Here is a 26,166-nt window from a genome sequence, read left to right as displayed (position 1 = left end):
CGGCGTTACTTTATCTGGGAGCTTTTGCCGCGGCGACTTACAAGGCCACCCTTTCGGCCGGCATCCCGGGCCTCATCGGCTGAGAAGCGGTGGCCTCGGCCACTGGCGTGCGATGCCTTGCCGCCTTCGCTGGCAATGCGGCGCTGGGTTTCGGGGCTCATGGCGGCGAAGCCGCGCCGACTCTTGGTGCCTACGCGGTTAGCAGGGCGAGTAGTGCTTTTGAGGGCTGGAGTAACAGTTGCCTCGGCAGTGAGCAGGTTCGTTTTCATATGACTAAGGGAAGAAGGTTTTGTATGTTGCAATGGTAGTGTGGATAGTCAACATTACCTACCTTTCCTAACCTGAAATGTTGCTTTTATTGCTGAAACTGGTCGTAAATACCACTTTTTACCGAGGAGCTTCTACGTACTTTTCCCTGGCTCTACGTGTTTGATTCGAACCATAACTGCCCGGTTTTCCTCGGAATATTTACGCCCCCGCACAACCTCCGAACTGCTAATCCGGTTAGTGATGGAGGCCTTGCTTTTTCCACTGTTTTTCTGCTATGACTCACGTCCCCGTTTCACCCGCCGCCGCCCGCGTGGCACCCACCTGGCTGGCCCGCTACCGCGCCGTGCGCGCCCAAAGCCAGGCCCTGTGTGCGCCGCTGCTGCCCGAAGACACCGTGGTGCAGCCCATGCTCGACGTAAGCCCGCCCAAATGGCACCTGGCCCATACCACCTGGTTCTGGGAAACCTTCCTGCTGAAGGAGTACGCGCCCGACTACCAGTTGTTTCACGCAGACTACGCTTACCTGTTCAACTCCTACTATAATTCCCTGGGCTCGCGCGTGAACCGGGCCGACCGGGGCACGCTCTCGCGCCCGGCCTTGGCCGACGTGCTGGCCTACCGCGCCCACGTCGATGCCGCGCTGGCCCAGCTCCTCACCGAGCGGCGCGACCTGCCCCCGTTATTTTTCGAGCTGCTGGAGCTGGGCCTCCAGCACGAGCAGCAGCACCAGGAACTACTGGCCACCGACATCAAGTACATTCTCAGCACCAGCCCACTGGCTCCCGAATACCTGCCTGCGGCCGGTCTGCCAGTCAATGAAGCTGCCGACATAGTACCAGCTGCTTGGCTGCCCGTGCCCGGCGGCGTGCACCGGGTAGGCTTTCAGGAAAATGGGTTTTGCTTTGATAATGAGCTGGCGGCGCACGACGTGCTGCTGGCTCCCTTCGAACTGCAAAACCGCCTGGTGACCAACGCTGAATACCAGGCCTTCATCGAGGCCGGCGGCTACCGCGATTTCCGCTACTGGATGGGCGAGGGGTGGGACTTAGCGCAGGCGCAGGGCTGGGAAGCGCCGCTCTACTGGGTGCGGCACGCCGATGGCTGGCACCGCTTCACGCACCACGGCCTGCAAGCCGTGGTAGCCGAGGCGCCGGTCACCCACATCAGCTTTTACGAGGCCGATGCTTATGCCAACTGGGCCGGCGCGCGCCTGCCCACCGAGGCCGAGTGGGAGACGGCCGCCCGGCACTTCGGGGCCACCACCAGCGCCGGTACCTGGCTTGAAAGCAACCTGTTCGACCCGCAACCCCTACCCGCCGACGCCGACCCTGCCCAGTGCCACCAGTTGCTGGGCGACTGCTGGGAGTGGACCTACTCGGCCTACCACGCCTACCCCGGCTACGCCCGCGCCGCCGGCGCGCTGGGCGAGTACAACGGCAAGTTTATGGTGAACCAGCTGGTGCTGCGCGGCGGCTCCTGCGCCACACCCGAAAACCACATTCGCGTCAGCTACCGTAATTTTTTCCACGCCGACAAGCGCTGGCAGTTCACGGGCATTCGCTTGGCGCGCTAGGCCTGCGGGCGGTGTTTCTTTGTTTCTTCAGTTTCCTCTATGCCCATTTCTTCTATCCTAAGCCCCTCCGCAACCGAGCTGGCGCGGCACGTGGCCGATGGCTTGCGCCGCATCCCCAAAGCCCTGTCGTCGATGTATTTCTACGACGACGCGGGCAGCCGCCTGTTTCAGCAAATCATGGATTTGCCGGAGTATTACCCCACGCGGGCCGAGTTTGCCATTTTCCGGGAGCACGGTGCGGCCATTGCGGCGGCCCTGAGCCCGGCGGGCGGCGGCGACTTCGCGCTGGTGGAGCTGGGAGCCGGCGACGGAGCCAAAACCAAGCTGCTGCTGCGCGAATTGCTGGCCGCCGGCACCCCATTCACCTATGCCCCGGTGGATATTTCGGCCGGGGCCATGACGGGGCTGGTAGCCGCACTGAAAGAAGAGCTGCCGGCGCTGAACGTGGCCCCGGTGGTGGAGGACTACGCCACAGCCCTCACGCAGCTGCGCACCTGGCCGGGCAGCAAGGCGGTGCTGTTTCTGGGCTCGAACATCGGCAATTTTGGCCCGGCCGAGCGGCTTGATTTTCTGCGGCAACTGGCCGCCCCCCTGGCCCCGGCCGACCGCCTGCTCATCGGCTTCGATTTGCAGAAGGACCCGCGCCGCATCCGGGCGGCCTACGATGATGCCCAGGGCGTAACGGCGGCCTTCAACCTCAACCTGCTCACCCGCCTCAACCGCGAACTGGGGGCTAATTTCGACCTCGCTCACTGGCAGCACTACACCGACTACAATCCCCTGAACGGGGCCGTGCACTCCTTTCTGGTGAGTAACCGGGCGCAGCAGGTACGCGTGGCCGCTCTCGACGAGACCTTTGAGTTTGCGGCCTGGGAGGTGATTCATACCGAAAACTCCTACAAATTTACCTTGCCCCAGATTGAAGCCCTGGCTGCCGACGCCGGCTTGCGCGTGGTGGAGTATTTCACCGATGCGGCTACCGATTTTGCCGACGTAGTGCTGGCTGCTAGGTAGCGTGGCGCCTGTCATCCTGAGCACAGCGAAGGACCTTATCACAGTTGAATATTTTGCAGTGATTCCGCTAAAGCAGCCGCGATAAGGTCCTTCGCTGCGCTCAGGATGACAGACGATTCTTGTCTTTACCCCGATAAAAATCCCCCATGCTCACCCTTGCCTCCGGCTACGGAAATTTTGCAGTGCCCGCAGTTGCCCTGGCCGCGGCCGACGAAGCCCTACGTCCTGCCCGGCAACACGGCCTGCCGCTGCCCGTGAGCCCCGTGGCCGGCCTGCCCGAGCTGCGCGAAGCCCTGGCCCACCGCTACCGCCAGCGCGGCGCTGCTGGTGTCATGGCCGAACAGGTGGTCGTGACGGCCGGGACCAAAGCCGGCCTGTTTGCCCTGCTCAGTGAAATGCTACAACCCGGCGATGATGTGCTGCTGCCCACGCCTAACTGGTTTGGCTTCTACGACCTGGTGCGGCGGGCCGGCGGCAGCCTGCGCCCCCTGCCGCTCCGTGCGGTCGATAATTACGCCCTCACGCCCGAAATGCTGCGGGCGGCCCTCACGCGAGCCACGCGGCTGCTCATCATCAGCAACCCCAACAACCCCACCGGCCGCGTGTATTCGCGGGCCGAGTGGGCGGCAATATTGGCCGTGACGGCCGAATTCCCGGGCCTCTGGGTGCTCAGCGATGAGATTTACGAAGGCATCAGCTTTGGGCCGGAGCCGGTGCCTACGCTGCTGGCCCTGCCCGGCCCACACGAGCGGCATGTGGTGGTGAGCGGCTTTTCGAAGTCGCTGGCGCTGGCGGGCTGGGGCGTGGGCTGCCTGGTGGCCCCGCCCGCGCTGGCGCAGGCCGTGGCGGCGCGCATATTCAGCACCGGCCTGGCGGTGCCGGTGCCGGCCCAAATGGCCGCACTAGCCGCCACGCAGCACGCCGAGGCCATTGGGGCAGCGTTGTGTGCGCAATTAAAGCCCACCCGCCAGCTCTTGCTCGATGCATTGGCGGCGCTGCCCGGCGCGCCCACCGTGGCTGCGCCCGAAGGTAGCTACTACGTTTTTGCCGATTTCACCCGCTTTCTCGCGCCCGGTTTGCCGGCACCGGAAGCATCGGCTACGCTGGTGCGGCAGCTGGCCGAGGCCGGTGTGGAAGTAGTGGACGGGGCTACCTGCGGCGCCCCGGGTTTTTTACGGCTGTCTTACGCCGTGGCGGAGGCCGATTTGCGGCGGGCGCTGGCCATCATCGGGAGCGTGGTGGGTTTGTAGAGACGCGACACTTCGCGTCTCGGCGTATGCGCCGTTCGGGAATCGTTCAGTGCCAAGACGCGAAGTGTCGCGTCTCTACATCGGGCCTTGTGGTTTCGATTTAACCCCTTGCGAGCGGCTCGCCCGTACCTTTGCCGGGCTTTTTATAGGGAATTATGCTGAGTAATATTCGTCCTCATTTGCGGCCCACGCTGTTGCTGGCGTATCCGGTGGTGCTGTCGCAGCTGGGGCACATCATGGTGAGTTTCGTCGATTCGGTGCTGGTGGGGCGCACGGGCACCGTGCCGCTGGCCGCCGTGAGCCTCGGCGTAAACAGCACCAATGTCATCATGATTCTGGGCATTGGCCTGAGCATGGGCAGCGTGCCGCTGGTGGCCGCCGCCGACGGCCGCCGCGACCTGCCCGACCTGGCCCGCCTCCTGGTGTCGTCGGTGTGGCTAAGTGTGCTGGCCGGGCTGGCGCTGGCCGGGCTGGGCCAGTTGGTGCCGCCGCTCATGCACTACCTCGGCCAGGCCCCGGCTGTGGAAGCGCTGGCTGCGCCCTGGGTGCGGGTCATCAGTTGGTCGTTTCTGCCGTTGATGATTTTTCAGGGCTTCCGCGAGTTTGCCGAGGGGCTGGGGCTCACGCGGCAGGCCATGTGGCTCTCGGTGCTGGCCAATGTGGTGAACGCCGCCCTGTGCTACGCGCTGGTGTTTGGCCACTGGGGAGCACCCCAGATGGGCCTGATGGGCTCGGCCTGGGCCACGCTTATTGCCCGCACGCTCATGGCCGGGCTCATGGGGGCGTATGTGCTGCTGGCCCAGCGCCTGCACCAGTACCGCGCCGCCGTGCATAGCTGGCTGCCCGACTGGGCCACGCTGGCCCGGCTGTTCAATATCGGCGCGCCCATTGGCGTTCAGATGGCGTTTGAAGTCGGAGCCTTTGCTACGGCGGCCATCATGATTGGCTGGCTGGGCGCGGTGCCGCTGGCGGCGCATCAGGTGGCCATCAACCTGGCTTCGATAACCTACATGGCGGCCAGCGGCATTGCGGCGGCGGCCACCATCCGGGTGGGCAAGCTGATGGGCAGCGGCGACATGCCGGCGGCCCGGCAGGCCGGTTTCGCGGCCTACGTGCTGGGTTTTGGGTTTATGGCCACGATGGGGGCACTGTTTATTGCCCTGCGGCACCAGGCCCCGCTGCTCTACAGCCACGATGCGGCCGTGGTGGCGCAGGCCGGTACGCTGTTGCTCATCGCGGCCCTGTTTCAGGTGTCCGATGGCTTGCAAGTGATGGGCCTGGGCGCACTGCGTGGGCTGGAGGATGTGAAAGTGCCTTCCGTGGTGGCCTTGCTGGCGTACTGGGCAGTGGCGTTGCCGCTGGGCTATTTTCTGGGGTTCCGGTTGCATTTTGGCGCGCCGGGCGTGTGGACGGGGCTGCTGCTGGGGCTCACCATTGTGGCGGGCGTGCTCATCGTGCGCTTCCGGCGCGAAACCGCGCCGGGCTACGTGCCCGAGCCGGTAGCCGTGCCGTAGCGCATTTTATCGAAACTGTTTAATAATTCGGTGTTGTTAGATGTCTGTCATCCTGAGCGCAGCGAAGGACCTTCTCACATTGGAACGAATTGTGTCAACGTGAGAAGGTCCTTCGCTGCGCTCAGGATGACAGACTTTTAAACGCCTTCGTACTTTGCCCCATGCTTTCTCTTCTGACTTCGCTCTTAACGGCTGCCGCGCTGCTGCAAGGCCCGGCCGCGAAACCCCAGCCAGCCCCCGCTGCCAGGCCCGCGCCTGCGCCGCCCATTCCGTGGTCGGCCACGCGGCGGCTCACGATGGCCGACTTCCAAGGCCACCCCGGGCCGTCGGACCGGCTGGCGGCCCTCACTTCGGCCGATATCAAGTCCAATGCCGCCTGCCGCGATTTCGTGTTCAGCGCCACCGTGCAGGCCACGTTCGACCCCAATACCTCGTGGTTTCAAAATCCCAAGCTGGCCTCTGAAGCCCTGCTGCGCCACGAGCAACTGCACTTCGATATCACCGAGGCCTACGCCCGCCTCATGCGCCAAAAGCTGGCCGCCTTCGCGGCCAAAGCCGATTGCAATAAGCTCCAGCCGGCTTTCAACAACGTGACCAAAGCCGTGTACGCCGAATGGGACAAGGAGCAGAACCGCTACGACCAAGAAACCGGCCACGGCCTGAACGCCGTGCGCCAGGCCTACTGGGAAAAGCAGACGCAGCTGAAGCTAGAGCAACTAAAGATGTTTGCGGTGCAGTAGGGGCGGATTTAGCCGCAACGTGAACGTCATGCCGAGCGCAGCCAAAGCATTTCTCCCGCAGCAGTAATCCAATCGACAGGATTTAGTATTGCGGTAGAGATGCTTTGGCTGCGCTCGGCATGACCGTTTTTTTTCTATCGCCAATTCCCAGTTCCCATACATGACTTCTCCATCTATGCCCACTACCGCCATCTCCTGGGCTGATTTCGAGCGCGTCGACCTGCGCGTGGGTACCGTGCTGGAGGCGCGGGCTTTTCCGGAGGCGCGCCGGCCGGCGTATCAATTGCTGATTGATTTCGGGCCGGAAATTGGCCTCAAGAAGTCCAGCGCCCAAATCACGCACCACTACACGCCGGAGGCGCTGGTGGGCCGGCAGGTGTTGGCGGTGGTCAACTTCCCGCCTAAGCAGATTGGGAAATTTCGCTCCGAAGTGCTGGTAACGGGCTTTGCCGATGCCGACGGGCACATTGTGCTGGCCGCCGTGGGCGGGCCGGTGCCCAACGGGCAGCGGCTGGTTTAGTTGGTTTTGGCGGGCGGCCCCCATTGGTCGGCGGCGGGCTGGTTGGCTTTGGCGGGGTTGAGCCGGGCTTCGCGCTTGTTGAGTGTATCGATAACGCCGGCGTAGATTTCGTTCAAATCCTTGTTGTGAATGCCGTAATACCGGTAGCTGCGTTGGAAAGTGGAGTCGGATACTTCGTGTTTCCAGAGCATGTTTTTCTGCTGGGCCAGAAACAGCGCCCGCGACGAATCGGGCGAGAGGCGGCTGCTTTCTATCTGGGCTTCGAGCTGGTGCAGGTCGGCCAGCATCTGGGCCATTTTTTCCCGGGGGACCAAATCGGCGGGCAAGGGCGCTTCTTCGGGGCGCTGGCAGGCGGGCAAAGCGAGCAGGAGGGGGGCCAGCACCAGGCCCAGGCAGCGGCGGCGGAATGAGTTCACGCCGCAAAGTTAGTCCCGCGCCGTAGCTTCGCCGCCATGAACCCCTCCGTGCCCTCGGCCCTCACCGACCTGGTGCGCCGCCTGCGCCACCTCGAAATCCGCATTCGCAAAGCGGTGGAGGCCCAGCTACAGGGCGATTTTCACTCCGTATTCAAAGGCACGGGCCTCGAATTCGACGACGTGCGGCTCTACCAGTACGGCGACGAGGTGCGGGCCATCGACTGGAACGTGAGCAGCAAGGGCCACGGCACCTTCGTGAAAACCTACAAGGAAGAAAAGGAGCAGCAGGTGCTGGTGCTGCTGGACGTGAGCGGCTCGCTGGACGTGGGCGACGGCCAGCGCCGCAAGCTCGACGTGGCCCGCGACATCGCGGGGCTGCTGGCGCTGTCGGCCGCCCGGCAGGGTTCGGCGCTGGGTTTGTTTGCTTTCTCCGACCAGAAGGAGCTGTATTTGCCGCCCGGCAAGGGGCCGCGGGCGGCGTATGCGCTCATCAGCCGGCTATTTGGGCTGGTGCCGGTTTCGGCCCGCACGGGGGTGGGGGCGGGCATTAGGCAGGCGCTGGGGCTGCTCAAGCGCCGCAGTTTGGTGGTGCTGGTGTCCGATTTTATCGACGGCAACTACGAGCGGGAGCTCACCATGCTGGCCCAGCGCCACGACCTGATTGTGGTGCAGCTCCAGGCCCCGCGCGAGCGCACGTTTCCGGCCCTGGGCATCCTGCCCCTGCGCGACGCCGAAACCGGCCAGGTGCGTTGGGTGAACACCTCCAGCCCCGATTTTCGGGCCCGCATGGAGGCCCAGGCCGAGCGCCAGGAGGCCGAGCTGCTCAACATCTGCCGCCGCCACCGCACCGGCTTCCTGGCCCTGAGCACGGAGGGCGATTTTGTGCCGCAACTCGTGAATTTGTTTCGTCACCGTCGTCAATCGGGCCGCAATGGGTAAACTGATTGGGCATTTTGAGGGAAGAAAACGTGTGTTGCTCAGCCTGATTTTTAGCTTGCTGCCGGGCGTTACTGCTTTGAGCCAAACCACTCCGCCGCCCATTCCGCAGGGCCGCTTTCTGAAGCAAACCGTGCTGGTGGGCGAGCCGCTCGACTACGAGCTGCGCTACGAGCACGCACCCGATTTGGAGGTGGTGTTCCCCGATTCGCTGGCCAAGTTTGCGCCATTTGAGTATGCGGGCAAGACCTTTTACCCCACCCGCACCCGGCGCGGCATCAGCCTCGACCGCGCCGTGTACCACCTGCGCACCTTCCGGCTCGATTCGGTGCAGACCCTGGCCCTGCCCGTGGCCGTGCTGCAAGGCCCCGACACGCTGAGCGTGCTGCCGCTGCCCGCCCGCGTGCGCCTGCTGCGCACGGCCGCCCCGCAGCGCGGGGCCGCCCAATTGCCCGTCCTGCGCCAAAACCTGGTACTGGTGCCCGTCGAGCCCATTTTCAACTACCCGTACTGGTTGGCCGGGGCGCTGGCGGTGCTGCTGCTGCTGGCGGGCGGCGCGGCGCTGTTTCGGCGGCGGCTGGTGCAGCGCTACGCGGCCTACAAGCGGCGCAAAAACCACGGCTATTTCCTGGCGCAATTTGCGCGGCACGTCGAGCGGTTCGAGCTTTCGCGCTCGGCCACCAACGTGGAGCGGGCCGTGGTACTCTGGAAAAACTACCTCGCCGGCTTGGAAAACAGCGGCCTAAACTCCTTCACCACTCGCGAAATCGTGGCCTATTTCGAGAATGACTCCGATGTGCGAAAGGCGCTGAACGCAACCGACAAGGTGATTTACGGCAACGTGCAAACCGAGGAAGCCGCCGAAGTCGACCGCGCCTTCCAGCGCCTGCGTGGTTTCGCCGAGCGGCGCTACGCGTCGGTGACGGAGTAGCGCGGACTTTTAGTCCGCGAGTCCAACCATTCTGCTGAATCCCGGGCGCGGACTAAAAGTCCGCGCTACATTCGCCCCCGCTTGAACGACTTTTTTAACCTTCTTCGCTACACCACGCTGGCTGGCTACCAGTGGCAGCAGCCGCGTTTGCTGCTGCTCATTGCGGCCGTGCCGCTGCTGTTTGGGCTGCGCTGGGTGCTGGCGCGGCGGCGGGCGCAGGTGGCAGTGGCCTTCGCGCCCGGCCCCGTGCGGCGCGACTGGTCGGCCGCTCTGCGCTTCGTGCCCGATGTGGTGCTGGGCCTGGCCCTGAGCTTTGCCATTGTGGCCCTAGCCCGCCCGCAGCGCACCGATGAGCGCGTGGAGCAGTCCGGCCGGGGCATCGACCTGGTGCTGGCCCTCGACGTATCGGGCTCAATGGAAATCCAGGACCTGCGCCCCAACCGCCTCGAAGCCGCTAAGCGCATTGCCACCGATTTCCTGAGCTCCCGCGTGGGCGACCGGCTGGCCCTGGTAGCCTTTGCCGGCGAAGCCTACTCGCTGGCCCCCCTCACCACCGACTACGACCTGCTGCGCGAAGACCTCGCCGGCCTGCACGTGGGCATGATAAAGGAGGACGGCACGGCCATTGGCACGGCCCTGGGCGTGGCCACCAACCGCCTGCGTGAGTCCACGGCCAAGTCGCGCGTCTGCATCCTGCTCTCCGATGGCGAGAACAACGCCGGCAGCCTCGACCCGCTGCTGGCCGCGCAGCTGGCTCACGCCTTTGGCATCCGCATCTACACCATCGGGCTGGGCAAAGACGGTTTCGTGCCCTACGGCCAGGATTCCCTGGGCCGCACCCGTTACGTAAACACCCGCCTCGACGAAACCACCATGCGCCAGCTCGCCGCCGCCGCCGATGGCCGCTTCTTCCGCGCCACCAACACGGGCGCGCTGCGCGAGGTTTTTGCCCAAATTAATCGGCTCGAAAAGTCCGAAATCAAGCAGCTCCGCTTCCGCAACACCAAGGATTTTTACCGGCCATACTTGTGGCTCAGCATCGGACTCTGGCTGCTGTGGCTGGTGCTGAAAAACACGTTCCTGAGCAACCCGCTGGAAGACTAAAAATTCGGACGGTGTTGTCATCCTGAGCGCAGCGAAGGACCTTATCGCGCCTGTGCCGTTTGGCATTACTGCAAACCGTTCGAGCATGATAAGGTCCTTCGCTGCGCTCAGGATGACAACGTCTAAAAAATAACCCCACCCATGTCCATCGCCGATAATATCCACCGCCTCAACGCCGAGCTGGCCGGCACGGCCGCCCGCTTATGCGTCGTCACCAAAACCCACCCCGTCGAGCTGCTTCAGGAGGCTTATGCTGCCGGCGCGCGCTGCTTTGGCGAGAACCGACCCCAAGAAATGGCCGCCAAGCAGCCCCAGCTTCCGCCCGATGTGGAATGGCACCTCATCGGCCAGCTCCAAACCAACAAAGTGAAGCTGCTGGCCCCCTTCGTGCACACCATCCAGAGCATCGACAGCCTGAAATTGCTGCGCGAAATCAACAAGCACGCCGCCGCCAACAACCGGGTTATTAACTGCCTGCTGCAATTCCACATCGCGCAGGAAGAAAACAAATCGGGCCTCACGCTGGCCGAAGCCGAGGAAATCCTGACCGCGCCCGAGTTCGCGCCGCTGCAAAACGTGCGGCTCACCGGCGTGATGGGCGTAGCCACCTTCACCCCCGATGAGGCCCAATTGCGGCAGGAATTCCAAACGCTGCACGGCTACTTCGACCACCTCAAAGTCACGTATTTCGCCGATGTGCCGGACTTCCGCGATATCTCGATGGGCATGAGCGGCGACTACAAACTGGCCGTGGCCGAAGGCAGCACGCTGGTGCGGGTGGGCAGCGCCATTTTCGGCAGTAGGGGATAGGGACATTCGCGCGCTGCGACCCTCTGCGTAAACCACTGCGCCCACTACGGGAAACAGCACCCGCACAACCCATCAAGCGCGGCGCTGGAAATTCTTCTATCTTCCGTCCCCAGTCCGCCGCAAATTCCCACTATGCCCGCCACCACTGCGTCCTCGCCGCCTCCACCGGCCATTGTGGCCAACCAACACATCTACGACGACTATTTCGAGGAAGAATTCACCCGCACGGTGGACGAAAACATCCTCCAGCTGCTCGACCGTGTCTGGTTTCGCTCCGAGCTGGTGGGCTTCGAGAACTACCCCCAGCGCAACAACCCCGACCGGCCCCTGATTTTCGCCAGCAACCACTCCGGCATGGCCTTCCCCTGGGATGCCATTGTGGCGCTGTCGCACCTATTCCGTTACCTGCCCCGGCACGAGTCGCTCTCCGACCTGCCGCGCCCGCTTTCGGCCCCGTTGCTCTCGCAAACGGCCCTGATGAACCCCTACCTGGTCAAAGACTTCTGGAAAAAATGCGGCTGCGTGGATGCCACGACGCTGAATTTCGAAACCATGATGTACTACCAGGACCACAACCTGATGCTCTACCCCGAGGGCGTGCCCGGCATCGGCAAAGGGTTCAACCGCAAGTATCAGCTCCAGCGCCTGGCCACCAGCATGGTGCGCCTGGCCCTGCAGCACGGCACCGACATCGTGCCTTTTTACACCATCAACGCCGAATACCTCAACCCCTACGCCTATAGCTGGGACGGCATCAACAACCTGACCAAGAAAATCGGCATCCCGTTTCTGCCGCTCACGCTGTTGCTTTTACTGGTGTTGGTGCAGCCCTGGGCCTTTTACCTGGCTTTTCCGGCCAAGCTGGTCTTCGTGATGGGCACCCGCATCCGCCCGTCCGACCTCACCAATAAAACCGTGGACGAGCTCAGCCGCGAAGAATACCTGGCCCTGAGCGAGCAAATCCGCCAGCAGATGCAGGCCGAGATGGACGCCGCCGTGGCCGCCCACGGCCAAAAACCTTACCGCTGGGGCGAACTCTGGCAGCGCATCAAGGAAAACCGGCGCTTCTTCCCGTTTTTCTTGCCTTTCGCCTGGCCCGCCATGTTCACCGAGTTCGAGCGCCTCTACGTGAAGGAGGGCCGACGCAACTTCCGCATGCAGCTCGATAAGCCCGGCGCGTGGCTGCGCATGCTTTGGCGCAACCCCATAACCCTGGCCTATTTCATCCCGTTGTTAGGCTGGATTCCCCTGGCAATCAAAGGCTACAAAGGCAATAAGCTGGGGCAAAAGCAGAAGGCTTACCGCAGCAGTCAGCAGTAGGGTGCAGGGCTTGCCCCGCACCCTACTGCTGATGTCCCCACACCCTCCCCTCCAAATCCCACCCGCATGCCCTCCTTCCAACACCTGCTGCTCAAGCAGTTTCTCACGGCGGCGGCCGCCCCGCTGGCCCGCCGCAAGCCCAGCGTGGGGGCCATGCGCCTGGCTATGGAGGCCGGCTCCCTCTTCCAGTTCATGCCCTGGAAGGTGAACTTGGAAAGCTTCAAGCTCGATAATCGCCTCGAAGCCGAGTGGCTGCGGCCGCGTACCGCGCACCCCACGCGGGTGCTGCTTTACCTGCACGGCGGCGGCTACGTGCTGGGCTCGCTGAACACCCACCGCAGTCTGGTGGGCAGCCTGGCCCAGCGCACGGGCCTCAACGTGCTCACCATCAACTACCGCAAAGCGCCTGACCACCCATTTCCGGCCGCGCTCGATGATGCCCGCCGGGCCTACCGCTGGCTGCTGCGCCACGGCCACCAGCCCCACGACATTGTGGTAGGCGGCGACTCGGCCGGCGGCGGCCTCGCCCTGGCCCTGTTGCTGGCCTTGCGCGATGCCGGCGAAACCCTGCCCGCAGCCGGCATCGGCCTCTCGCCCTGGACCGACCTCAACCTACCCATCACCGCCCTGCGCCGCGTGGCCCGTGAAGAAGGCCTCCTGCTCGAAGCCCTGCAAATGCGCACCTGGGGGCCGCTCTACGCCCACAAAACGCCCCTCACGCACCCGCTGCTCTCGCCCGCGCAAGCCGATTTGCACGGCCTGCCGCCGCTGCTCATCCAGATTTCCACGGCCGAAGTGCTGTACGACGACGTTGTGAAGTTCACGCGCAAAGCCCGCGCAGCCGGCGTGCCCGTTACCCTACAACCGTTTGAGGGACTGGTACACTGGTGGCATTTGTTCTGGCGCGTGGTGCCCGAAGCCCGGCAGGCCCTCGACCAGGTTGCGGATTTTCTGACGGATATGTGGGCCCGGCCCATTGCCGCCACCGTGCGGCTGCCGCTGGCCGAACGACGCTTGCCGGTGCGCCGCCGCGCCGCATAAGCTGTCGCTGAACGCGTTGCGAAGGGTACCAGTCGGTGTTGAATATTCAGGAAATCGAAAAAATAAATTCTCTTTTTGATGATTTTAGGCCACTTTTGGTGAAATCCGGCGTACACCGCTCAACTATGTTGGCGAGTGTTCGTAGGTTTGCATCGAATTTAGTCGGCTTGCATACTACTTTGGTATGGCAATGGGCTTTAATACAGTAAGTTCCCTTTTTTCTTTCACCCCAACCCGTTTCCTGCACCATGGAAGATTTGTTTAAAAAGTTCGTAAATGCTGGCGTCGGCTACATCGCCCAGGGCAGCAAGTCGGTTCAAAGCACCATCGATAAGCTGGTGAAGGACAACAAAATGACCCAGGCCGAGGGCAAGAAAATTGTGGATGAGCTGCTGAAAAGCGGCGAAACCAAGCGTGCCGAGCTCGAAAAGCAGTTCCAGGGCCTGGCCGACCGCGTGAAGAGCACCGTGGGCCTTGGCGACGCCAAGCCCGCTAAAGGCAAAGCCGCCGCCAAAAAGCCTGCCGCTAAAGCTGCTGCTAAGCCCGCCGCCAAAGCTTCCAGCGTGGTAAGTGCCGCCAAAACCACCGCCAACCAGGCCGCCAGCCGCGCTGCCGGTGCCGTGAAAAACGTGGCCGACCGTGTGAGCGCCGCTGCCAGCACCGCTCAAAAATCTACGGCTGCCACGGCGGCTGCCGCTGCCAAACCGGCGGCTAAGCCTGCTGCCAAAGCACCCGCAAAACCCGCCGCCACGGCCGCTAAGCCTGCTGCCAAAGCCCCGGCCGCGAAAGCTGCAGCCAAACCGGCTGCCAAGCCCGCTGCCAAAGCACCCGCAAAACCCGCCGCCAAACCTGCTGCATCGGCTTCGGCGGGTAGCGAAGGCAACGCTTAAGCGGCCTCCTGATACCAAAGAAAAACCCCGTTTGCTCCAGGCAAACGGGGTTTTTTAGCGTAAAAAAATCGACCTGAAAACGGGCCTGATGGGCGTGATAGTCGCCCGGAATCTGCGAAATCAGATTAATCTGCGTAAATCTGCGGGTAATGTTTAAAAATACAATTTCCAACCTCTCCCGCATTCGGCAGGTGGCCGAGGTGTTGCTGCGCTATGGTTTCGAGGATGTGGTGACGACCACGCCCCTACGCCGTCTCGTGAGCCAGGCGCGCCGCCTGAGCTGGCAGCGGGCCGACCGGCAGGTGTTCGAAACCACGCGCTGGGAGCGGGTGCGTCTCATTATCGAGGAGTTAGGGCCCACGTTCATCAAGCTGGCCCAGGCCATGAGCAACCGGGCTGATTTGCTGCCCGAGGCACTGATTGACGAATTCGAGAAGCTGCAAAGCAACGTGCCGCCCTTCGAAACGGCCGTGGCCCGCCAGATTATCGAGGAAGAGCTGGGCCGGCCGATTGCGGAGGTGTTCAGTGAGTTTGATGATGTAACGCTCGGCTCGGCCAGCATCGGGCAGGTACATCGGGCGCGGCTGCTGACAGGGGAGGAAGTGGTGGTGAAAGTGCAGCGCCCCGGCGTGCGCGAAAAAGTGCGCTCCGACCTGGCTTTGCTGCACGAACTGGTGCGCCTCACGGCGGGCTTCCTGCAAAAGCAGGGCCTCGCCAACCCGCAGGACATTGTGGATGCCTTCGAACGCAGCATGAGCAAGGAGCTGGACTATACGGCCGAAGCTCGCTCAATGGAGCAGTTTCGCAAGCTCTACGAGAACTACACCACGTTTTACGTGCCCAAGCCTTACCGCGAGCTAAGCACGGCGCGCATTCTGGTGATTGAGTTCGTGAGCGGCTGCAAGATTACCGACAAGGCGCAGCTGCAGGCGTGGGGCCTGAGCCCCGCCGACGTGGCCGAAAACGGCATGGATATCTACCTGACCCAGATTTTTGAGTTCGGGATTTTCCACGCCGACCCGCACCCCGGCAACGTGCTGGTGCGCCCTGATGGCACGGTGGTCCTCATCGATTTCGGCATGGTGGGCCGCCTCACCAAGCAGCAGAAATACGCGTTTGCGGGCGTGTTCATCGGCATGGCGCGGCAGGATGCGCGCAGTATGGCGCTGAACTTCCGGCGGCTGGCTCTCACGGCCGAAATCCCGGATATGCGGGCCTTCGAGTCGGACCTGAGTCAGCTGATTGAGGATTTTGCCATGCTCGACGTGAAGGAGATGAGCATGAGCGACCTGGCCGACGCGCTCCAGAACATCATTTACACCTATAAATTGCAGGTGCCGGGCGCGGTGTTCCTCATCCTGCGGGCGCTGGTGATTCTGGAGGGTATCGGTAAAGTCTTGCACCCCAACTTCAACACCTTCGAGTTCGTGGCACCCTACGGAGCTAAGATTATCCGCGAGCAATACTCGCGCGAAAACCTGCTCACCGAGGCCGAATACACCGGTACGCAACTGCTGGCGCTGCTGCAGACCCTGCCTGCCGATGTGCGCCAGATTGTGCGCAAAATCAGCAAAGGCGAGCTGCGGCTGAAGTTTGAGCTGGTGGGCTACACGACCCTACTGCGCAAGGCCGACCAGCTGGTGAGCCGCACCATTCTGGCACTGCTGGGCGTGGGCGGGCTGCTATTTTCGGGCCTGACGCTCATGGGCCGCTACTCGCCCGACATGCCCTACCACCGCGGCGTGCCCGAAATAACCTGGTGGAGCCTGGGGGCCACCGGCTTCCTGCTGCTGATACTGCTGCTGCTGGGCACCCGCCGACGCGAGAAGTAAGCGCAACCGCTGAATTTGGACAAATGGTTTGGCTCCGGGCCTTACGCGGCCCGACCTTTGCAGCCGTGCGGTTGTATTTCGGCCCACCTGCTGCAATGTCTGCTTCCTTCGTCGTCCGCGTTACGTTTGCTGTTTTTGGGATTTTATGGGGAGCGATGCCGCGAATTTCCGTTGCCCAGACGGCCCCGGCCGGCCCGCCCATTCTGCGCGAAGCCAGCCTGCAGACCGATACCGCCACCTACCTGCTGAGCCGGAATACCGTGGCGGTGCAGGGCGTGTCGGCGCTGTATTTCTGGTACCGGCGCGACGATGAAACCGTGGAGCTGCGCCTCTACCCGGCCAATGCCAAGCCCCTGCGCCTGCGCCGCAACCCCGATTTTCAGCAGCTCGACTCGCTGACCAAGGAGGACGACGGCGGCTTCCGCACCCGCCTCAAGTTCCAGAACCTGACCAGTAGCCGCTTCCTGCGTCTGGTGGTGGAGCAGGCCGCTGACTCGGCCGGGCGTGAGCCGCGCCGTGAGGTGGTGCCGCTGCTGCCGCTGGTGCGCACCACGCTGGCGCTGCGCGTGGCTGATAATGAATTGTTTGTAGGCGAAGAAAAGGTGTTTGAGCTAACCAGCTCGAATGCCCGCAATGTGCACGCCACGGGCGAGTGGGTGCGTGGCACGGAGTTCGACTACCGCCTGGTGGCCGAGGCCAACGGCACACTGCGCCTGCACGTGCTGCCCAACCAACTGGGCCCGCGCACGCTGGCCGTGAAGCTCCAAACCGAGCGCCCCATCCTGCTGGCCGGCAACCGCATCAGCTATCAGCTCCCGGTGCTCAAGCAGGAATTCAACGTGAAAGCCAGCCGCCTGCGCTTCCTTTCGCCCGACAAGCGCAGCGTGACCCTGGACGACGTGAGCCGCCGCAAAGGCACCGAACTGATTCTGGACAACGGCCGCAGCTTTGAATTGCATCGCACTTACCGGGTTGAGGACCAGGAGGAGCCCGGCGGCACGCTCATCGCCGAAATTTTCACCCGCCAGTTCCTCAGCAACGACCGGGTGCTGTGCTACCTGCGCCCCTACAACACCCACCGCCAGACCGAAGGCTACCTCTACATCAAGGAAAACGATGTCGCCCGCTACCTCACCAACCTCGACATCACGCCCCAAACCGTGATTCGGAACGTGCAGGTGCTGCACCGCGGCGGCGAGTGGACTTCCGGCCTGAGCGTGAGCCCCGGCGAAACCGTGGACGTGCGCCTCGAAGGCGAGGGCCTGCAAAAAGCCCGCATCTCGTTCGAGGATTTGCCGGTGATTCCGTCTGATTCATCGGTACGGACCGATGCCCGGCTGGTGTACCGCGTGCGGGTGCCGGTGAGTTACGACCGACGAAAAAGCACCATCTACAACGCGGGCCAGGCCACTGGCTATACCCTCAACATCAAGGAATTTCAACGCCCGCACCCGCTCGATTTTATTTCGGTGGCCTACGGCGACGCGGCCCGGCCCATCACCCGCCTCAACGGCCCGGTGCTCTACGATGGCACCATCCGCGACGTGGTGTTTCAGTTCAACCCCAACGCCATCGATACGCCCGATTTGCTGTTCGGCAAGCAGTACCTGACGTTTGAAATCCGCACCCTCAACAGCAAGGGCGAGCTCATTGAGCTGCGCAACGTGGAAAGCCTGCTGGTATGTCCCGGCGATAATTCGCCCCGCGCCACCTTCTACCAGGACAAGCAGTGTCGCACCGACCCGCTCAGCCTCAACCCTCTGCTAGGCCGCAAAACCTACGACCTCGACGAGTGGAGCCGCATTGTCGTCACGGTCAAGCACGTATCCAGCCAATACGGTGAAACCGGCTACACCCAAACCGTGGAGCTGGTGCTGAAGCGCCGCTACAAATTCGACATCGACGTGAGCTTTCCGGCCGGCCTGCTCACCCGCAAGCAGGGCGACTCCGGTTTCGGCGATTTGGGCGGCATCTCGCTGGCTACGCTGGCGCAGTTCAGCTTCTATAGTCCCAACAAAATCAACCGCCTGCGCCCCTATAAAATCGGGGCCGGCTTCGTGGCGCTCAACGCTTTCAACCTCGGCAGCAGCAGCACCAACCGCGACCTCGGCGTGGTTATTCTCGGCTCCGTCTATCCCACGCGTCGTGAGGCCAAATTCACCTTCCCGCTCTACCTGGGCGGCGGATTTCTGCTGGGCACCAGCCGCTGGTTCTACATGCTGGGGCCGGGCATCGGGGTGCGGCTGTAGCGTTGGCAGCGCGGGCGCGGTGGTGGCAGTGAACCGGCTTTTCCGGTCATTGGCAGAAAAAGCAGAAGGGTAGGCGTGGTTCGGCGGTAGTTTTGGGATATGAAATCACCCCGTGCTGCTGCGTTGTCTATTTTTTGTCTGACTAAAACCCTGGGCGCTGGGCGCTGGCGCGTGCTGGCCACCGGGCTGCTGGTGGCGGGTGTACTGCCGCACATGGCCCAGGCGCAGGGCCGCGTCACCATCAGCGGCACGATTAAGGATGCCAAAACCGGCGAGGATTTGACCGGCGCTTCCATTCGCATTGTGGAGCTGTCGGGGACGGGCACCGCCGCCAATGCCTACGGTTTTTACACCCTCACGCTGCCGGCGGGCACTTACACGGTGGAGGCCAGCTTTGTGGGCTATGCCGCCCAGCCGCGTAAGGTGACACTCGACAAAAGCCAGCGGCTCGATTTCAAGCTGGCCGGTGGCGGGCAGGAACTGAACGAAGTGGTGGTGACCGGCCGCAGCAGCCAGGCCAACATCAGCAAAGCCCAATCTGGCGTGGAAACGCTGGATATGAAGCAGATAGCCAAGGTGCCGGTGCTGTTTGGCGAGAAAGACGTTATCAAAACGCTGACTTTGCTGCCGGGCATTAAAACGGCGGGGGAGGGCAGCAGCGGCTTCTCGGTGCGCGGCGGCAACGTGGACCAGAACCTGATTCTGCTCGACGAAGCGCCTGTGTACAACGCCTCGCACTTGCTGGGCTTCTTCTCGACGTTCAACTCCGACGCTATCAAGGACCTGACGGTGTACAAGGGCGGTATGCCGGCGCAGTACGGCGGGCGGCTGTCGTCGGTGGTCGATATCAAAATGAATGACGGCAACAACCAGCAGCTGCACGGCAGCGGCGGCCTGGGCCTCATTGCCTCGCGCCTGGCCTTGGAAGGACCCATTGTGAAGGACAAAGGCTCCTTCCTGGTGACGGGCCGGCGTACCTACGCCGACATTTTCCTGAAGCTGTCGAACAACGAAACCACCAAAAGCGCCCGCCTCTATTTCTACGATTTCAACGCCAAGGCCAACTACACCCTCGATGCCCGCAATCGCATTTACTTCTCGGGCTATCTGGGGCGTGATGTGCTGGGCATCAACACTTTCGAGAACAACTACGGCAACCAGACGGCCACGCTCCGCTTCAACCACCTGTTCACCGACCGGCTGTTCTCGAACACCTCGCTCATCTACAGCAAGTACGATTACCAGATAAAAATCCGGGCCAACGACTCCGATTTCAGCATCGATTCCAAGATTAAGGACTGGAACCTGAAGCAGGATTTCGAGTTTACGCCCAGCTCGAAGCAGACGCTGCGCTTCGGGGCCAACGTTATTTACCACACCATCACGCCCGGCCACGTTACGGCTGCTTCGGATGGGCCGGTGAATTCGACGGCCGACAAAACCAACTACTCGCTCGAATCAGCGGCCTACGTTTCGCACGAGTGGGCGGCCACAGACAAGCTGGATTTCACGACGGGCCTGCGGCTGTCGTCGTTCAGCCTGTTGGGCGCGGGCACGTATTCCAGCTACAACCTGGCCGGCACCGTGCTCAGCAGCCAGAGTTATTCATCCGGCCAAGTCATCAAAACCTACGTGAACCTGGAGCCGCGCCTCGCGGTGAGCTACCAGCTGTCGGATAACACCGCCCTGAAAGCCGGCTACGCCCGCAACGTGCAGAACCTGCACCTGCTGAGCAACTCGGCCGCGTCGTCGCCCACCGATTTGTACGTGCCTACCACCAACAACGTGAAGCCCGAAATGGCCGACCAGCTCTCGGGCGGCTATTTCCGCAAGTTGGGGGCCAATCAAGGCTACTCTTTCTCGGCCGAAGTGTACTACAAGTGGCTGCAAAACCAGATTGACTACCGCGACGGCACCCAGCTGCGCGGCAACCAGGACGTAGAAAGCACGCTGCTCTACGGCAAGGGCCGCGCCTACGGCGTCGAGTTTCTGCTGAAAAAGGAAACTGGCCGCCTCACCGGCTGGGTGGGCTACACGCTCAGCAAATCGGAGCGGCAGTTCACCGACATCAACAGCGGCAGCTGGTTCAACGCCCGGCAGGACCGGCCCAACGACCTCTCGGTGGTGGGTGTGTACCAGCTCTCGCCCAACTGGAGCCTGTCGAGCACCTTCGTGGCCAGCACCGGCAACGCCGTGACCTACCCCGTGGGCAAATACTACGTGGCTGGCCAGGTGGTGAGCCTCTACGGCCAGCGCAACGCCGACCGCCTGCCCGGCTACCGTCGCCTCGACGTGGGCGCCACCCTCGACAAACCCCAAAAGGAAGGCCGCCGCTTCCACCACAGCTGGAACTTCTCCATCTACAACGTGCTGGGCCGCGAAAACCCATACAGCATCACCTTCCAGACCAACCCCGACGACCCCAGCCGCACGCAGGCCCTGCAAACTGCGCTGTTCCGCATGGTGCCATCGGCCACGTACAATTTCAACTTCTAGCACTGTAGCGTGGACTCTGCGAGTCCGCGCCTGGGCGAGAACCCAAACGTCTCGACAACACGCGGACTCGCAGAGTCCACGCTACATCATCTCCCCATGCAAATTCGTTTCACCTTCCGCCTCCTCGCCGCTGCCGCCACCGTGCTGCTCGCCGCGTCCTGCCAGAAGGTCATCACCCTCGACCTCAAGGAAAGCGCCCCACGCCTGAGCATCGAAGGCAACCTGGCCGATGACGGGCAGCCCTGCACCGTGCTGCTGGGCCGCAGCGTAAGCTACACCGAAACCAATACCTTCCCGGCCGTGAGCGGGGCCAAAGTCACGCTGAGCGACGATGCTGGCGGCCTCGAAACCCTGGCCGAAACCAGCACGCCCGGCCAGTACCGGGGCCGCACTGTTCTGGGCCAGCCGGGGCGGCGCTATACCCTGCGCGTGGAGGTTGAAGGGCAGGCCTACGTAGCTGTATCGACGCTGCCCTCGCCGGTAGTGCCGCTGGCGGGCCTGCGGGCACAGAAAGCGCCCATTGGTACCAATATTCAGGCATTACCGGACTATCTGGACCCGGCCGGTACGCGCAATTATTACCTGTTCCGGCAGTACCGCAACGGCCGTCTGAACAAGAACATCTACCTGCAAAATGACGAATTCACCGACGGCAAAGCCAACGTGCGCGGCCTGGGCACGGGCGGTGGCGGCGGCGGTGGAAACACCGATGCCGACAAGCTTGTGGCCGGCGACAGCCTGCGCGTAGAAATGCAGAACGTGGACGCTGACGTGTACGAATACTTCCGCACCCTCAACCTGACCTTGCAGGGCGGCGGCATGGCTACCGCCTCGCCAGCTAATCCTAAGTCAAATTTTACGAGTGACGTGCTGGGGTATTTTAGTGCGCACTCGGTGCGGCGGCGCACCATCTTGGTGCCGGCGCTGTAGGATTGGGCTATACGGATGTAGAGACGCAATATTTTGCGTCTCGTCGTTGAACGGCCGGAACTGCTCAAATTTGCGCAGGCATAACAACCTCAGCAACGACAAGACGCAAAATATTGCGTCTCTACATCCATACGTCAGTATGAAAACTGTTCTAATTGCATAAAAAAGGCCGTCATGCTCAGCATGACGGCCTTTTTTATGCAATCGATGATGCTTACGCCAGCTTCATGTCGGCAATTATCGCCTTGATTTTCTCGTGGCCCAGGCGGTTGGCCAGGTCATAGTCCACGGCTGATTTCAGGGGCTGCTTCACGCTGAAATAGAACTTGATTTTGGGCTCGGTGCCGCTGGGGCGGGCCGATATTTTGCTGCCGTCTTCGGTGAGGAACTGGAGCACGTTGGAGCTTTCCACGCCGGTGTCGGTGCTGAGCCCGGTAGCCAGGTCGTGGATTTTGCCGGTTTTGTAGTCGCGGATTTCCACCACTTTCAGGCCGGCAATGCTGGTGGGCGGGTTGGCGCGCAGGCTGGCCATCATCTCCTGGATTTCCTCGGCGCCGCGCTGGCCTTTTTTGGTGAGCGAAATCAAATCCTCCACGTAGAGGCCATACTGGGCGTACATGGCCACCATTTCCTGGTAGAGGGTGCGGCCCTGGTCCTTGGCCACGGCAGCCATTTCGGCCACCAGCGCGCAGGCCGAGATGGCGTCCTTATCGCGCACAAAATCGCCGATGAGGAAGCCGTAGCTTTCCTCGCCGCCGCCGATGTATTTCTCCTGCCCTTCGAGGTCGCGGATAAGGCCGGCGATGTACTTGAAGCCGGTGAGGGTGCGGTAGCTCTTCACGTTGTATTCGCGGGCAATATCGCCGAGGATTTCGCTGGTCACGATGGTGTACACGATGAAATCCTGCGGCGTGGCCGTGCCGGCGCGGTGCCGGGCCGAAAGCAGGTAGTTGGTGAGCATCGCGGCCGTCTGGTTGCCGTTGAGCAGCACCCATTCGCCCTGGTCGTTTTTCACACCTACGCCCACGCGGTCGGCGTCGGGGTCGGTGGCCAGCACGATGTCGGCATTGGTGGCTTTGGCCTGGTCGAGGGCCAGCTGCATGGCGCTTTTCTCCTCCGGGTTGGGCGACTGCACGGTGGGGAAGTTGCCATCGGGCGTGGCTTGGGCCTGCACCACGTTCACGTTGGTGAAGCCGAACTCGCGCAGCAGCCCCGGCACCAGCGTGATGCCCGAGCCGTGAATGGGCGTGTACACGATGTTCAAATCGTGCTGGCGCTGGATGGCGGCCGGGTCGATGCTGAGCTTTTTGGCGGCGGCGAAATACCGCGCGTCGATATCGGCCCCGATGCGGATGATTTTCGAGTTATCGGCCGCAAATTTCACCTCGCTCGGGCTGGTGATTTTGTTGACTTCGATAATGATGTTGGTGTCGTGTGGGGCCACTACCTGCGAGCCGTCATTCCAGTACACCTTGTAGCCGTTGTACTCCTTCGGGTTGTGCGAAGCCGTTATCACACAGCCGCTTTGGCAGCCCAGCTCGCGGATGGCAAACGACAATTCCGGCGTGGGCCGCAGGCTGTCGAACAGGTAAACGGTAATACCATTGGCCGAAAAAATGCCGGCCGCTATTTCGGCAAATTCGGTGCTGTTGTTCCGGCTGTCGTGCGCGATGGCAACTTTAATTTCCTGCCCCGGAAAGCTCTGCAACAGGTAGTTGCACAGGCCCTGCGTGGCCATGCCCAGCGTGTAGCGGTTCATCCGGTTCGAGCCCGGCCCCATGATGCCACGCAGGCCGCCGGTGCCAAACTCCAGGCTGCGGTAGAAGGCGTCGGTGAGGGCGTCGTCCTGGCCGGCAGCCTGCATGTCGCGGATGGCCTGCTGGGTTTGGGCGTCATACTCGGGCGTGAGCCAGGTGCTGATGGTGTGCTGGATTTCGGGGGTGAGCGGCATGGGAGGGAATTAAGGAGGTTTGGCGGTAAATGTAGAGACGCATATTTGCGTCTCGTCGTTGAACGGCCGGCAAAGCGGCGCGGACGACAAGACGCAAATATGCGTCTCTACCTCAGAAACTAAAAGAATTACAGGTTGCCGCGCAGGGCCTGCTCGCGCTCGATGCTTTCAAACAGCGCCTTGAAATTACCTTTACCGAAGCTCTTGGCCCCTTTGCGCTGGATGATTTCATAGAACACCGTGGGCCGGTCTTCCACTGGCTTGGTGAAAATCTGGAGCAGGTAGCCTTCTTCGTCGCGGTCTACGAGCAGGTTCAGGGCTTTCAGCGACTCCAAATCCTCGTCAATCGCGCCGATGCGCTCCAGCAGGTCTTCGTAGTAGGCGCCGGGCACGGTCAGGAATTCCACGCCGCGGCGGCGCAGTTCCGTCACGGTCGCGCGGATATCCTTGGTGGCGATGGCAATGTGCTGCACGCCGGGCGAGTGGTAGTAGTCGAGGTACTCCTCAATCTGCGACTTTTTCTTGCCTTCGGCGGGCTCGTTGATGGGGAATTTCACGTAGCCGTTGCCGTTGGAAACCACCTTGCTCATCAGGGCCGAATACTCGGTCGAAATGTCTTCGTCGTCGAAGGTGAGGAGCAGTTTGAAGCCCATCACGTCCTCGTAAAACTTCACCCACTGGTTCATTTCGCCCCAGCCCACGTTGCCCACGCAATGGTCGACGTGGAGCAGGCCCACCGGCGCGCCCTGCGGTACCAGGCTGCTTTTGGCCACGTAGCCGGGCAGGAACGGGCCGCTGTAATTGGTGCGCTCCACGAAGGTGTGGATGCTCTCGCCGTAGGTGTAAATGCCCGAAAGCGTTACGCTGCCGTGCTCATCCTCAAGGGTATAGGGTTCGAAGGCCGACTTGGCACCGCGCTTGGTGGTTTCTTCCCACGACTTGCGGGCATCGTCTACCCACAGGGCCATTACCTTCACGCCGTCGCCGTGCTTGGCCACGTGCTGCGTGATTTCGGAATCGGGCAGGAGGGAGGTGGTGAGCACGAGGCGGATTTTGCCCTGCTGCAGCACGTAGCTAGCGCGGTCGCGCAGGCCGGTTTCGGGGCCGGCATAGGCTACCAGCTCGTAGCCGAAGGCGGCCTGGTAGTAGTAGGCCGACTGCTTGGCGTTGCCGACGTAGAATTCGACAAAATCGGTGCCTTTGAGGGGGAGGAAATCCTGGGCGGGTTGGGCCAGCACTTCGGGCGAGGTCATGGTTTGCATGGGTGGGAAGCGGAAATTAGCGGGGTGAATGACAGGGTAAAAATACAGCTTCTATTGGTTTGGGGCGAGAATTGGCGGAAAGCAACGCAACGCCGGAGCCGGAACGCCGCGCGTTTGCCAATTCATTCCCATTTTTGTGCCCAATCATCTGCCTTAGCGCTCCCATGAATACCGAAGAACTGAACCGCGCCCTCGTGGCCCTGATTGAAAAAAAGGCCGAGCTGCACACCCTCAAATACGACGACGCCCGCTACGACGACGTGGAAGAGGCCCTGCACGACCTCGAAGACGACTTCAACGACGAGTACGGCGACTTCCTGGAAACTGCGCTCGACAAAGTGCACACCGACCTGAAATCGGACACCGACGTGCTACTGCCCACTGCCTACCTGCCCAGCAACCCCGGCTCGACGCCCACGCCCAAAGAAGGCGTTTGGGTTGATTCGGAGAAATACCCCGGCAAGGAAGCTCGTATTACGTTGGTTCCCAACCCCGTGCGTATTATGCTCACCGTAGGCAAGCAGGTGCAGCAGGAGCTGTGGAAGGCCTAGGCGGACGGTTTCTTAACAACAGAAAAAGAACGTCATGCTGAGCGTAGCCGAAGCATCTCGCGTGTGGTAGTAATTCATTTACTATTGCGGTAGAGATGCTTCGGCTACGCTCAGCATGACGTTCTTTTTTCGCCCTGTTCAAAAAAAATATGCTCTACCGCATCGCCGAGCCCGCCGACTGGCACCACGCCCAGCAAACCGGCTTTTTTGCCAGCGCCGACCTCGCGGCCGAGGGCTTCATCCATTCCTCGGAGCAGCACCAGATTCTCGAAACGGCCCGCCGGTATTATGCCGGGCGGGCCGATTTATTTTTGCTGGAATGGGACGAAGCGGCCCTGGTCGCTGCGGGTGTGCGCGTGGAGCGCGAGTGGGTGGCAAGCCGGCAGCAGCATTTTGCGCACGTTTTTGGGCCGGTACCGCTGGGCGCGGTGCGCCGCCATTGGCCACTTGGAGCCGATGAGAGCGGTGATTTTGAGCTGCCGCCGGAGTTGGTTATTTTAGGAGAATAATTTTTTTGTTGCCGTGCAACCTCGTCCCGGGCGGCGGCATCTTCCGACCAGAAGCTC

23 protein-coding genes are annotated in these 26,166 nt (G+C 62.2%); 19 read left to right on the top strand and 4 right to left on the bottom strand.

Features of this window, described 5'->3' with window-relative positions:
- Positions 1-5: 5 nt before the first annotated feature.
- A complete protein-coding gene (locus ACYVM5_RS20955) occupies positions 6-269 on the bottom strand; it encodes a con-10 family general stress protein (RefSeq protein WP_460620033.1) in 264 nt (87 codons plus the stop codon).
- A gap of 275 nt (positions 270-544) precedes the next feature.
- Between ACYVM5_RS20955 and egtB the strand changes: the two genes are divergently transcribed.
- The 6 genes from egtB (at position 545) to ACYVM5_RS20925 (ending at position 6,881) form a co-directional block, all read left to right on the top strand.
- Positions 545-1,843 carry an ergothioneine biosynthesis protein EgtB gene (gene egtB, locus ACYVM5_RS20950; RefSeq protein ID WP_460620032.1) on the top strand — a complete coding sequence of 433 codons (1,299 nt, stop codon included), beginning with the start codon at positions 545-547 and terminating at the stop codon, positions 1,841-1,843.
- 39 nt (positions 1,844-1,882) lie between these two features.
- Complete coding sequence (gene egtD / locus ACYVM5_RS20945) at positions 1,883-2,857, top strand: L-histidine N(alpha)-methyltransferase (RefSeq protein WP_460620031.1); 975 nt, start codon at positions 1,883-1,885, stop codon at positions 2,855-2,857.
- A gap of 146 nt (positions 2,858-3,003) precedes the next feature.
- Complete coding sequence (locus ACYVM5_RS20940) at positions 3,004-4,107, top strand: pyridoxal phosphate-dependent aminotransferase (protein WP_460620030.1); 1,104 nt, start codon at positions 3,004-3,006, stop codon at positions 4,105-4,107.
- 155 nt (positions 4,108-4,262) lie between these two features.
- Entirely contained in the window at positions 4,263-5,621 is a 1,359-nt protein-coding gene (locus ACYVM5_RS20935; RefSeq protein WP_460620029.1) for an MATE family efflux transporter, read from the top strand.
- A 161-nt stretch (positions 5,622-5,782) separates the two neighbouring features.
- A complete protein-coding gene (locus tag ACYVM5_RS20930) occupies positions 5,783-6,361 on the top strand; it encodes a DUF922 domain-containing protein (RefSeq protein ID WP_460620028.1) in 579 nt (192 codons plus the stop codon).
- Positions 6,362-6,521: 160 nt separating this feature from the next.
- The gene (locus ACYVM5_RS20925) at positions 6,522-6,881 is read left to right on the top strand and encodes a tRNA-binding protein (RefSeq protein WP_460620027.1); all 360 of its coding nucleotides are present in this window, start codon (positions 6,522-6,524) and stop codon (positions 6,879-6,881) included.
- Here the strand turns inward: ACYVM5_RS20925 and ACYVM5_RS20920 are convergent.
- Complete coding sequence (locus tag ACYVM5_RS20920) at positions 6,878-7,297, bottom strand: DUF4296 domain-containing protein (protein ID WP_460620026.1); 420 nt, start codon at positions 7,295-7,297, stop codon at positions 6,878-6,880. The two genes, ACYVM5_RS20925 and ACYVM5_RS20920, sit on opposite strands and share 4 nt — an antisense overlap.
- Before the next feature lie 36 nt (positions 7,298-7,333).
- On the opposite strand from ACYVM5_RS20920, the gene ACYVM5_RS20915 reads away from it, so the two are divergent.
- The 11 genes from ACYVM5_RS20915 (at position 7,334) to ACYVM5_RS20865 (ending at position 21,836) form a co-directional block, all read left to right on the top strand.
- Entirely contained in the window at positions 7,334-8,236 is a 903-nt protein-coding gene (locus tag ACYVM5_RS20915) for a DUF58 domain-containing protein (RefSeq protein WP_460620025.1), read from the top strand.
- Positions 8,237-8,312: 76 nt separating this feature from the next.
- On the top strand, positions 8,313-9,164 hold the full coding sequence (locus tag ACYVM5_RS20910; RefSeq protein ID WP_460620024.1) for a hypothetical protein: 852 nt from the start codon (positions 8,313-8,315) through the stop codon (positions 9,162-9,164).
- 81 nt (positions 9,165-9,245) lie between these two features.
- Complete coding sequence (locus tag ACYVM5_RS20905; protein WP_460620023.1) at positions 9,246-10,268, top strand: vWA domain-containing protein; 1,023 nt, start codon at positions 9,246-9,248, stop codon at positions 10,266-10,268.
- Positions 10,269-10,409: 141 nt separating this feature from the next.
- Complete coding sequence (locus tag ACYVM5_RS20900; protein WP_460620022.1) at positions 10,410-11,078, top strand: YggS family pyridoxal phosphate enzyme; 669 nt, start codon at positions 10,410-10,412, stop codon at positions 11,076-11,078.
- Between the two features lie 132 nt (positions 11,079-11,210).
- On the top strand, positions 11,211-12,398 hold the full coding sequence (locus ACYVM5_RS20895) for a lysophospholipid acyltransferase family protein (protein ID WP_460620021.1): 1,188 nt from the start codon (positions 11,211-11,213) through the stop codon (positions 12,396-12,398).
- A gap of 66 nt (positions 12,399-12,464) precedes the next feature.
- Positions 12,465-13,439: an alpha/beta hydrolase gene (locus tag ACYVM5_RS20890; protein WP_460620020.1), complete on the top strand. Its 975-nt coding sequence runs from the start codon at positions 12,465-12,467 to the stop codon at positions 13,437-13,439.
- Positions 13,440-13,687: 248 nt separating this feature from the next.
- A complete protein-coding gene (locus ACYVM5_RS20885) occupies positions 13,688-14,329 on the top strand; it encodes a phasin family protein (RefSeq protein ID WP_460620019.1) in 642 nt (213 codons plus the stop codon).
- Positions 14,330-14,478: 149 nt separating this feature from the next.
- Entirely contained in the window at positions 14,479-16,161 is a 1,683-nt protein-coding gene (locus ACYVM5_RS20880; protein ID WP_460620018.1) for an ABC1 kinase family protein, read from the top strand.
- Between the two features lie 155 nt (positions 16,162-16,316).
- A complete protein-coding gene (locus ACYVM5_RS20875) occupies positions 16,317-18,410 on the top strand; it encodes a hypothetical protein (RefSeq protein ID WP_460620017.1) in 2,094 nt (697 codons plus the stop codon).
- 99 nt (positions 18,411-18,509) lie between these two features.
- Positions 18,510-20,906 carry a TonB-dependent receptor gene (locus ACYVM5_RS20870; RefSeq protein ID WP_460620016.1) on the top strand — a complete coding sequence of 799 codons (2,397 nt, stop codon included), beginning with the start codon at positions 18,510-18,512 and terminating at the stop codon, positions 20,904-20,906.
- Positions 20,907-21,002: 96 nt separating this feature from the next.
- Positions 21,003-21,836, top strand: coding sequence for a DUF4249 domain-containing protein (locus ACYVM5_RS20865; RefSeq protein WP_460620015.1), 834 nt, complete (start codon positions 21,003-21,005; stop codon positions 21,834-21,836).
- A gap of 214 nt (positions 21,837-22,050) precedes the next feature.
- Here ACYVM5_RS20865 and ACYVM5_RS20860 read toward each other — a convergent pair whose 3' ends face one another.
- Positions 22,051-23,787 (bottom strand): phospho-sugar mutase, encoded by a 1,737-nt coding sequence (locus tag ACYVM5_RS20860; RefSeq protein WP_460620014.1) that lies wholly within the window; start codon positions 23,785-23,787, stop codon positions 22,051-22,053.
- A 128-nt stretch (positions 23,788-23,915) separates the two neighbouring features.
- On the bottom strand, positions 23,916-25,049 hold the full coding sequence (hppD, locus tag ACYVM5_RS20855; protein WP_460620013.1) for a 4-hydroxyphenylpyruvate dioxygenase family protein: 1,134 nt from the start codon (positions 25,047-25,049) through the stop codon (positions 23,916-23,918).
- Between the two features lie 164 nt (positions 25,050-25,213).
- On the opposite strand from hppD, the gene ACYVM5_RS20850 reads away from it, so the two are divergent.
- Complete coding sequence (locus tag ACYVM5_RS20850) at positions 25,214-25,600, top strand: hypothetical protein (RefSeq protein ID WP_198070253.1); 387 nt, start codon at positions 25,214-25,216, stop codon at positions 25,598-25,600.
- 149 nt (positions 25,601-25,749) lie between these two features.
- A complete protein-coding gene (locus tag ACYVM5_RS20845; protein ID WP_460620012.1) occupies positions 25,750-26,109 on the top strand; it encodes a DUF952 domain-containing protein in 360 nt (119 codons plus the stop codon).
- The last annotated feature ends 57 nt before the right edge of the window (positions 26,110-26,166 follow it).

The organism is Hymenobacter ruber, assembly GCF_054783255.1.
Note: the sequence above shows the minus strand (reverse complement) of the source record. Positions and strands in the feature narration are given on the sequence as shown.

Coding starts and splice junctions, on each gene's coding strand:
- ACYVM5_RS20875 (WP_460620017.1), top strand. CDS start 16,317: ATGCCGCGAATTTCCGTTGCCCAGACGGCCCCGGCCGGCCCGCCCATT.
- ACYVM5_RS20870 (WP_460620016.1), top strand. CDS start 18,510: ATGAAATCACCCCGTGCTGCTGCGTTGTCTATTTTTTGTCTGACTAAA.
- egtD (WP_460620031.1), top strand. CDS start 1,883: ATGCCCATTTCTTCTATCCTAAGCCCCTCCGCAACCGAGCTGGCGCGG.
- ACYVM5_RS20865 (WP_460620015.1), top strand. CDS start 21,003: ATGCAAATTCGTTTCACCTTCCGCCTCCTCGCCGCTGCCGCCACCGTG.
- ACYVM5_RS20880 (WP_460620018.1), top strand. CDS start 14,479: ATGTTTAAAAATACAATTTCCAACCTCTCCCGCATTCGGCAGGTGGCC.
- ACYVM5_RS20845 (WP_460620012.1), top strand. CDS start 25,750: ATGCTCTACCGCATCGCCGAGCCCGCCGACTGGCACCACGCCCAGCAA.
- ACYVM5_RS20860 (WP_460620014.1), bottom strand. CDS start 23,787: ATGCCGCTCACCCCCGAAATCCAGCACACCATCAGCACCTGGCTCACG.
- ACYVM5_RS20895 (WP_460620021.1), top strand. CDS start 11,211: ATGCCCGCCACCACTGCGTCCTCGCCGCCTCCACCGGCCATTGTGGCC.
- ACYVM5_RS20850 (WP_198070253.1), top strand. CDS start 25,214: ATGAATACCGAAGAACTGAACCGCGCCCTCGTGGCCCTGATTGAAAAA.
- ACYVM5_RS20925 (WP_460620027.1), top strand. CDS start 6,522: ATGACTTCTCCATCTATGCCCACTACCGCCATCTCCTGGGCTGATTTC.
- ACYVM5_RS20890 (WP_460620020.1), top strand. CDS start 12,465: ATGCCCTCCTTCCAACACCTGCTGCTCAAGCAGTTTCTCACGGCGGCG.
- ACYVM5_RS20935 (WP_460620029.1), top strand. CDS start 4,263: ATGCTGAGTAATATTCGTCCTCATTTGCGGCCCACGCTGTTGCTGGCG.
- ACYVM5_RS20885 (WP_460620019.1), top strand. CDS start 13,688: ATGGAAGATTTGTTTAAAAAGTTCGTAAATGCTGGCGTCGGCTACATC.
- ACYVM5_RS20940 (WP_460620030.1), top strand. CDS start 3,004: ATGCTCACCCTTGCCTCCGGCTACGGAAATTTTGCAGTGCCCGCAGTT.
- ACYVM5_RS20955 (WP_460620033.1), bottom strand. CDS start 269: ATGAAAACGAACCTGCTCACTGCCGAGGCAACTGTTACTCCAGCCCTC.
- ACYVM5_RS20900 (WP_460620022.1), top strand. CDS start 10,410: ATGTCCATCGCCGATAATATCCACCGCCTCAACGCCGAGCTGGCCGGC.
- ACYVM5_RS20915 (WP_460620025.1), top strand. CDS start 7,334: ATGAACCCCTCCGTGCCCTCGGCCCTCACCGACCTGGTGCGCCGCCTG.
- hppD (WP_460620013.1), bottom strand. CDS start 25,049: ATGCAAACCATGACCTCGCCCGAAGTGCTGGCCCAACCCGCCCAGGAT.
- egtB (WP_460620032.1), top strand. CDS start 545: ATGACTCACGTCCCCGTTTCACCCGCCGCCGCCCGCGTGGCACCCACC.
- ACYVM5_RS20930 (WP_460620028.1), top strand. CDS start 5,783: ATGCTTTCTCTTCTGACTTCGCTCTTAACGGCTGCCGCGCTGCTGCAA.